We start from the raw sequence: 7,441 nt of genomic DNA, 5'->3' as shown, positions 1-7,441 counted from the left end.
ATCCCGCCGCTTCTGTCGCAGCACGATCCAGGCGTTGCCGAAGCGTCGGACTGGAGGGCACTTTTTGCAGTTGCAAACAGATCGGAAATACATCGTCGTTCCGAAACGGCTCAATATGGTCGAAATCGCTCTTGCCTTGGCAGAGAAGCCCGATGTAACTTTTCATCACGTCGGCATGAGAATGATAGGGGTTCTCCATCTCCGAAAGGCGTGTATGGTTTAAACGTTTGGTTAATCTGGCATGTGCAAGCAATGCCCCTACGGTTGCAAGACCGGCATGAGTGGAAAGGATAAGCTTCTTGGAGCGGACGACTTGATTTTCATATGACACCCCGCAGGTGAATGTTATCTTGTTTATGTCATTCGCCTTCGGGGGTGTATTTGCCTGCTTTTTCTCGCATTTTCATCAGTTGATGATCACGGAATCAGGTCCTGAGCAACAACGACTTATTGGTGTAAATTTTGCGTGAAACTCAAATTAAAGGGCGCGGAATCAACCGCGCCCATCTTCAATATTCATCCGGCAGCAAAGCCGAAACGACCAACCCCTGCGCCCCGTGATCGTTTACGATCACATACACCTTTCCTTTCAGTCCGGGAAAATCCGAAATGAGCGTTTTTCCGATCTCTTCATTACCATTTGTAATGACGACTTCAATACCGTCCGGCTGGAGAGACGTGAAGTAATCATGTGGATTGGTTTTCCACCGCTCGATGGCCATTTGGTACATCCTAAACAACGCGAGCGGGTGAACGCCCATTTCAAAAATGCCATTGGAGGCAAGGGTGATCACCCGTCTTTCGGCCAAATCATCCAAGGGCCTTGTGATTTTCATAAAAATTTGGGTGCGCATGAGGCGCACCCGTCCTCCTTTCAAATGAAATACCTATTCAACCAGCCGAAACACCCCTGCCGTAGGCAGCTTTTAGTTTTTCCTCCGAAAACCGATCCACGCAAGAGATGTAATCTTCGGTGTCCCAATCGGTTTTTTCATGAAAAACCATGAACTCTTCCGCCCAGACTAGGATATTGCTAACCAACTCCCTGGAATCCCCGACTTCAATCTCTCCTTTGGCGATCATGTAACCAGCCATGAGAGCAATATCCGCCACGGTTTCCTTGACCGCAACATCTTTCAGGGACATCGAGGTGTTCATTAGAAGTAACACCTGCTGTCCCTACAATCCAAGCCAAAAGCCATTGCTTCCGAAACTTCGTGTTGCGGGATCCAAAACACCCTTTCGATCATATCCACAATCTCGCCGCATTTGGCTTGCGCTTTTTCCGGGTCCTTCTGTCCGACAATGGCTTTGGCGTGAATTTCACTTAAAATGCGTTTCAAATCCATATAAAAAGGCACCCTTTCAGCGAAGGAAACAAAATACGTCCTTCGCGGTTATTGTTTTGAGGATGTCCGCCGGCGCACTGAGCAGCACGCCGGCGATCCAACGTTCTTTAGTCGGCCTGGAAAGCAGCTTCCGGAGGAATCTTTCCATTGGCGACATCTCAAGCAATCAGGCCACCTTCTTTCATGGACACGTACCCGTCGCGTCCGACGATGACGTGATCCAAAACGTCAATCCCGATGATATGGCCCGCTTCAATCAGGCGCCGGGTGACCTCAATGTCTTCGGGGCTAGGGGCGGGATCGCCGCTTGGATGATTGTGAACGCAAACGATGGCCGCGCAGCTTCTTAGGATCGCTTCCCGGAACACTTCGCGCGGGTGAACCACCGTAGCGTTCAGGCTGCCGATCGAGATGATTTTCCGCTCAATGATCCGGTTTTTGCTGCTTAGGAAATAGACCACGAAGTGTTCCTGGCTGAGCGGAATCAAATCCAACGAAAGCTGGTACACGTCAAGCGGACGCTGAATGCGGACGGGCGTTTCGTTTTTCATGACCTGGCTCAGCATTTCGATCAGCTGGCGGGCCTTCTGCCGGTTTTTCTCCGTCAGATTGGCCAGGTCCGCTTCCCGGACAACCAGTTCCATTTCTCCTCCTTCCCCCTGCATGGCGCAAGCGGCGGGATCAGCAGATCCCGTTTCTTCGCATCGGATGCAGGCAATGAAAAATCTTCAAATTTTCCTGGAGTCGAAACGTCGGATGATTTTCTGGCTGCCGTAGGCAAGAAGCGCTTCTTCCGGCCAGCCCAGCGACTTTATGGCCGTTGCGGAAAACGACAGGTAATCCCACGGGTTCTTCCCTTCGGCAGCAATGGCCACGGCAAGCTCTTTCTTTTTGTCGGGGTCAAATTCCCATGTTACGGTGGGGTAGTAGTCCCACCTTTTGTCTCCCGCCACAAGCGCACCGTGAAGGTCCACGTATTCCTTCAGGCGGTTTTTCATCTGCTTCAAAGCCGCTTCCGTGCGCTCGATTTCCAAAGCGAGCCTTACGGCCTCATCCATTGTCAAAACATCTTTCAAACCAACTGCCATGGGCGATCCTCCTTTGCTTTTTGGGAAACAAAAAAGGACGAGCAAGCCGGCTCAGGGCAATACTCGTCCTTTTCAAAATCCATCCCTTTCGGGATTCAGCCATTTTAAGCAGCTTTCATGTAGCATTCAAGCGCAAACGGGCAGTTTTGGCAGTGGGTTCCCGGCCGAGGCGGGAACTGACTTTTTGCCATATCGGGAAACAGTTTCACGCAGGATACCTTTGCGTCAATTTCATCTGCCAGTTTAAACGCCCACCGCCTTGCGTCTTCCGCTTCAATGCTGGTGAATCGGTGGGATACCGGGGTGTTGTGACGCAGGAAATAGAGAGTCCCAGTGGCTTCCCGTACGCCTTTAAGCTGCATGTAGGCCCACGCATACAGCGGAATCTGCATCGTGTCAAGGGGTCCAAACAGCCGCCAGTTCGTTTTCCAGTCGACAAAGCCGTCTTCCGTCACCAAGTCGATGTACCCTTGCAGTTTCAGGTCCGACCCAATGGCAAGCGGAAGCTCGAAATGAACTTCCGCCTCGCCTTTCAGAATCGGAGCATTTCTTACGAGTTCAGCGATTTCATCCCGGTTTACTTCAGGGTGGCAGTCAGTTTCGATCCACCCGGTGACGACCGCTTCATCTTCCGGCATTCCATGCAAGCGCAGTTCGATTGCTTTATGCACGGCCTTCCCAAGCGCAAGTGCCTTTGTGACTGGTTCCGGCAAATTTAAAACGTATTTCTGGTAAAACCGGAACGGGCAGAGTTCATAAAGAGAAAGCCGCGAAAACGAGAATACATTCATGATCAGAACGGCAACTCGTCATCAGGGATGAAGCCGTCATTTGAGCCGTCCGAATAGTAAGTTTCCCCGGCATTACGGTTTTCGTTCGAGTTCGACGCGGACGTACCGTTCGCCGGCGACAGGAACTGGACGCTTTCCGCCACCACTTCCGTCACGTAAACGCGGCGGCCTTCGTTGTTGTCGTAATGGCGCACCTGAATCCGTCCGTCCACAGCAACCTGGCTGCCCTTGCGCAGATGGTTCGCGCAGGCCTCCGCCGTCTTGCGCCATACGACAACTGGAATGAAATCCGCCTCGCGTTCCCCCCTGCTGTTCGTAAACGGACGATTCACCGCCAACGTAAACTGGGCTACCGCCACGCCGGACGGCGTATACCGAAGCTCCGGGTCTTTGGTCAGACGGCCAATCAGAATCGCTTTGTTTAAACTCATGTTTTTACCCTCCCATCCCAGCCTGCCTTAATCGGTCAGGTCTTACGGGTTTTCATGCCGAAGGCGTCAAGCTCGGCCTCGACTTTTTCGGTCCAAGACGGACGGACGGCAGAGGAATACACTTTCAGAGTCTCTTTCAGAAGCGAGGCTCCGATCTGTTTTTCCCTCTGCCGAATCCTCTCCACATATTCACGGTACTTTCCGAACCGGATGCCAAGGATGAGCAGAAAGTACGCGTCCCTTCGCTCCGTTTCAAGAAATTCGTTCCAGCGCTCCCAAAGGTGATCCATTGTGCGAAAGTAGTACGCGCGATCCCGGTTTTTCATCGCTTCCCAGTCCGGCTCTTTTTCATAACCGCCCATCAGCAGCCGCTGCCTTCGGGTGAGCCGTTCGGCCGGATGAGCACGGCGGCGGCAATATTTTGCTCGCACCTTTTCTTCGGGGACCCCCTCAAGAAGCGCGATGAACCTGAGCACCCCTCCGCTTTCGCCGCAAAACCAGCATTTGAACACCTGGCTTTGGGCGTTTAGCGAAAGGTAATACTTTCGGTTCTTTCCGGGTTTTGAGTCCTCCTGGCAGAACGGACATTTGCACAGCACTTCTTCGTTGTGCAGCGTCCTCGGATTGATGATGAGCTTATGTTTTTTTGCCACCTCCAGAATTTCAGGAAGCATTTTGCACCACCGCCCGAAGGATATCTTCCGGGCTGGGCGTTAGCTGCACCTGATCCCATTCTGGCTGAAGTGCGATTCGTTTTTGAACCGGCACGATCCGCTTTTTCGGCTCCCACCATTGCCAGCGCTCGTAGGCGGCAACCGCCTCATGAATGTGGCGGCATGTTCGCCCAAATCGGGATGCTGGGCAGTCGTGGCTGACGATCAATTCTCGGCCGGCCGGTTCACATCGAACCAGATACACGCCGTTTTGGGTGCGGGACGGAACGACGCAGATAAGCGCCGCTCCGTCCGTAAAGGCGATCATGCCGCATCACCCAACAGGCGGATAGATTTAACGATTTTGAACCCGTTTTCGATTTCCATGTTTACTTCAAACGTGGAATCGTTACGGATAGCATTAAAGGCATCCATCGTTTCCGGCGTTTTGGCAATCACGACTTCCACTTCGCCGGTGTTGACATTCGCAATTTTCAATTGAGCAAAGGTGACTCCGCCCGGCGATGTACCGACTTTGGCATCGACCAACCGATACACGCCCATCTTTCCTCCGCCGCTATTGGCCGTTTCAGGTTCAGGTTTCGGCTCCATTCCTTGCGGTTCCGGTTTGCCTTGTGTATTGACCGGCTCGGTAGGTTTAGAGGGCTGGGACCGGCGACTTTCTGCCTTCGTTTCCTGCTTAGATCCGGATTTGTTGAGTTGAACGGGCTCGTCCTCAATAACGATCCGTTGCGCACCTTCAACCGTCTCAATTTCGGATTCGTCCAGCATGCCAAGTCCGCAAATCGAAAGTGTGGCGCGGCGCTTTGCTTTGGTTTCTGCCTTCATGAGTGCATTCGCCAATTCCTCCGGTGTGAGCGGAATCATTTTTCCTGTCCAAACATAGCAGCCGTTTTTTTGAGTTTTTTTGTTGTATTGCTGGGGATCCCATACCATTTCCTTTTTCAAAAGGGGAACAGCTCCTATGGATTCGTCACATCGCCCGTCCGGCATGGTCGCACGTGCTGTCACACAGTAAACGTCTCCGATTCTTTCCCGACCTGTGATCGTGATGCTGATGTTATGGATTTTGCGAAGTTGATCAGTACAGTCTTTCTTGGCATAAAGAACCAATTTGCCGTCAAGCTCCAAGTAATCGAACGGCTTGGTCAGGGGATTCAGTCCGACTGATTCACAGACTTTGTTGTAATAAAACAACCGTTCCTGCGGAGTAAGCACCGACAGATCCCCCTGGATGACGACCTTCTCCAGGACGGACAAATCAACAGTCGGTTTTTCAGTTGGCAAGTTCGCGGTTGCCGTCGTCATCTTTTCTCCTTTCCCGCCGCAGGGCGTCCTGCGCTTGTTTTGCCCGCGCAGGGAGGCAGATTTTCAAAAAGAAAAAGCGTATCTACCCTTTGACAAGGGAAAGATACGCTTTTCAAAAATATTTCCTTTGATTTCAGGCTTGTCCACTTAGTTACTCGTTACCCGCCGCTGTTTCTTCTTGTTGATGGGGCCGCTTTTCATACAGCTTCTGCGCCAATTGAACCACAGTATTCATGGCTCCAATGTTCAAAATGACCTGCATATCGATCTGGTTCATTAACTCTGGTCGAATCGTTCCAACGTATTGATTCAACCATTCTCTGTTGACCGGACAAATTTGCGCAGTGCTCGCATAGCTGTCGTGTTCTAGAAATGGATGACCGTCTTTCGGGATCGGTACGTATGAAGCACGAATGAAGCGGCCTTCCTTCTGTGCTCTTTTCTTTTCCGCTTTTGCCGATGTGATTGGAATGACCAACGCCATCCTCGGATCAATGTCTGGAAAGTCGCTCGAGTGAAGAACGATCAGCCGATGCTCGCCATACAGAATAAAACTGGGCGGTGGAGTTAAGCTTGTCAGTTTCGGTTCCGGGATGTTCCCCTTAAAGACGAATCCTCGTTCGAAATAAACCGGCAAAGCTCGACACTCCCTCTCCAAAACAAAAAATCCACTTTCAATCAAGTGGATTTCGTTCTTAATCATCGAAAGTTTCTTTTTGCAGCGCCTTATCAATCCTCTCCTGCACTTCTTTTGGACGGCGTCCGTTCAGCCCGATGTAATCCCAAAACGAAACACCAAAACGTTTTTCAATGGCCTTCATCGCCTCATCGAATGAATCTTCGTCTTGCAATCGAGGCCGAGATAACGGAATTACTTTGGCCATGATTATTCCTCCAATTACTCCATCCAAACCCATTATACGAAAAATACTGTAGTTTGTTAATCACCCTTTCACCTTTTGATAATGATGAAAAAACAAAAAGCCGTTCCCACGTGGAATGACCAAACAAAGAATCGGCTTTAATTCCATTATCCGCTTCTTCAAAAGCGCACACGCGGTGCGCGAAAACTTTTACACGGTCCTCTCGGTACCGTGGCCCTCGTCTCCTGCACAATCGGAGAGTGTCGGGAAAAACTTTTGTCCCATCTTGCCCTGCTCTTTCATAGCGCCATCATCGCTACGAAGAGTGATGGGGAGGACCTTCCACTTCCTGTCCTTTCGGTACAGGCTCCCTTCCCGTATCGGATTGTGATGGTCAATCCACGGGCGAGGGAATCCCTTGTCTCCGGCTTAAATGGGGAGTATAGGGAGGTAAATATTGTATCCCCATTATACCCCCTTTCCGAAGAAAATGCAAGCATATGTTCGGCCCTGTGTTGTTGTTCTGTGATATTGTCAGGGTGTAACTGATCCGAGAAAATGTCAGTATGAGCAAGGAGCAGATCACCTTGACAAAGAACGAACTGAAACGCGTTATGGTCATTGAAAAATGGATCGACGGCCATCTCACGGAACAGGATGTTGCACGCAACCTGGGCATCAGTGTCCGTCAAGCGTATCGGCTCAAGGCCAAATATCGTCACGGAGGTGCACAAGCGATCGCACATGGGAATCGGGGCCGTAAGCCCGCTCATACCTTGGCCGATTCGCTTAAACAACGCGTGCAGCTCTTGTATCAGGAGCGCTACTTCGGAAGCAATGCCACCCACTTTGCCGAGCTGTTGGCCGAACACGAAAACATCCATTTAAGCGTCTCTTCGGTCCGCCGCATTCTGCTGGAAGGCCGCCTTCGTCCCGC

Annotated in this window: 12 protein-coding genes and 1 pseudogene; 1 reads left to right on the top strand and 12 read right to left on the bottom strand. The window is 51.2% G+C overall.

Annotation, left to right across the window (positions count from 1 at the left end):
- Window positions 1-509: 509 nt before the first annotated feature.
- From BAA01_00165 to BAA01_00110, 12 genes are all read right to left on the bottom strand, one after another.
- Window positions 510-854, bottom strand: a complete 345-nt coding sequence (locus tag BAA01_00165; protein OUM85224.1) for a hypothetical protein — start codon at window positions 852-854, stop codon at window positions 510-512.
- A 37-nt stretch (window positions 855-891) separates the two neighbouring features.
- Complete coding sequence (locus BAA01_00160) at window positions 892-1,158, bottom strand: hypothetical protein (GenBank protein ID OUM85223.1); 267 nt, start codon at window positions 1,156-1,158, stop codon at window positions 892-894.
- Window positions 1,158-1,349 carry a hypothetical protein gene (locus tag BAA01_00155; protein OUM85222.1) on the bottom strand — a complete coding sequence of 64 codons (192 nt, stop codon included), beginning with the start codon at window positions 1,347-1,349 and terminating at the stop codon, window positions 1,158-1,160. The genes BAA01_00160 and BAA01_00155 overlap by 1 nt, the downstream gene beginning before the upstream one ends.
- A 158-nt stretch (window positions 1,350-1,507) precedes the next feature.
- A complete protein-coding gene (locus tag BAA01_00150) occupies window positions 1,508-1,993 on the bottom strand; it encodes a DNA repair protein RadC (GenBank protein ID OUM85221.1) in 486 nt (161 codons plus the stop codon).
- A gap of 84 nt (window positions 1,994-2,077) precedes the next feature.
- Entirely contained in the window at window positions 2,078-2,437 is a 360-nt protein-coding gene (locus BAA01_00145) for a hypothetical protein (GenBank protein OUM85220.1), read from the bottom strand.
- A gap of 104 nt (window positions 2,438-2,541) precedes the next feature.
- Window positions 2,542-3,228: a hypothetical protein gene (locus BAA01_00140; GenBank protein ID OUM85219.1), complete on the bottom strand. Its 687-nt coding sequence runs from the start codon at window positions 3,226-3,228 to the stop codon at window positions 2,542-2,544.
- A gap of 2 nt (window positions 3,229-3,230) precedes the next feature.
- The gene (locus BAA01_00135; GenBank protein ID OUM85218.1) at window positions 3,231-3,659 is read right to left on the bottom strand and encodes a single-stranded DNA-binding protein; all 429 of its coding nucleotides are present in this window, start codon (window positions 3,657-3,659) and stop codon (window positions 3,231-3,233) included.
- 35 nt (window positions 3,660-3,694) lie between these two features.
- The gene (locus tag BAA01_00130; GenBank protein ID OUM85217.1) at window positions 3,695-4,333 is read right to left on the bottom strand and encodes a hypothetical protein; all 639 of its coding nucleotides are present in this window, start codon (window positions 4,331-4,333) and stop codon (window positions 3,695-3,697) included.
- Window positions 4,323-4,577 carry a hypothetical protein gene (locus tag BAA01_00125; protein OUM85225.1) on the bottom strand — a complete coding sequence of 85 codons (255 nt, stop codon included), beginning with the start codon at window positions 4,575-4,577 and terminating at the stop codon, window positions 4,323-4,325. Before BAA01_00125 ends, BAA01_00130 begins: the two co-directional genes overlap by 11 nt.
- 59 nt (window positions 4,578-4,636) lie before the next feature.
- The gene (locus BAA01_00120; protein OUM85216.1) at window positions 4,637-5,641 is read right to left on the bottom strand and encodes a hypothetical protein; all 1,005 of its coding nucleotides are present in this window, start codon (window positions 5,639-5,641) and stop codon (window positions 4,637-4,639) included.
- A gap of 151 nt (window positions 5,642-5,792) precedes the next feature.
- The gene (locus BAA01_00115; GenBank protein OUM85215.1) at window positions 5,793-6,344 is read right to left on the bottom strand and encodes a hypothetical protein; all 552 of its coding nucleotides are present in this window, start codon (window positions 6,342-6,344) and stop codon (window positions 5,793-5,795) included.
- A complete protein-coding gene (locus BAA01_00110; protein OUM85214.1) occupies window positions 6,337-6,525 on the bottom strand; it encodes a hypothetical protein in 189 nt (62 codons plus the stop codon). Before BAA01_00110 ends, BAA01_00115 begins: the two co-directional genes overlap by 8 nt.
- Before the next feature lie 545 nt (window positions 6,526-7,070).
- Between BAA01_00110 and BAA01_00105 the strand changes: the two are divergent.
- Window positions 7,071-7,441, top strand: a pseudogene (locus tag BAA01_00105) (integrase).

This window comes from Bacillus thermozeamaize (assembly GCA_002159075.1).
Classification (GTDB): domain Bacteria; phylum Bacillota; class Bacilli; order ZCTH02-B2; family ZCTH02-B2; genus Bacillus_BB; species Bacillus_BB thermozeamaize.
This window is presented reverse-complemented; position numbering and strand designations above follow the sequence as displayed.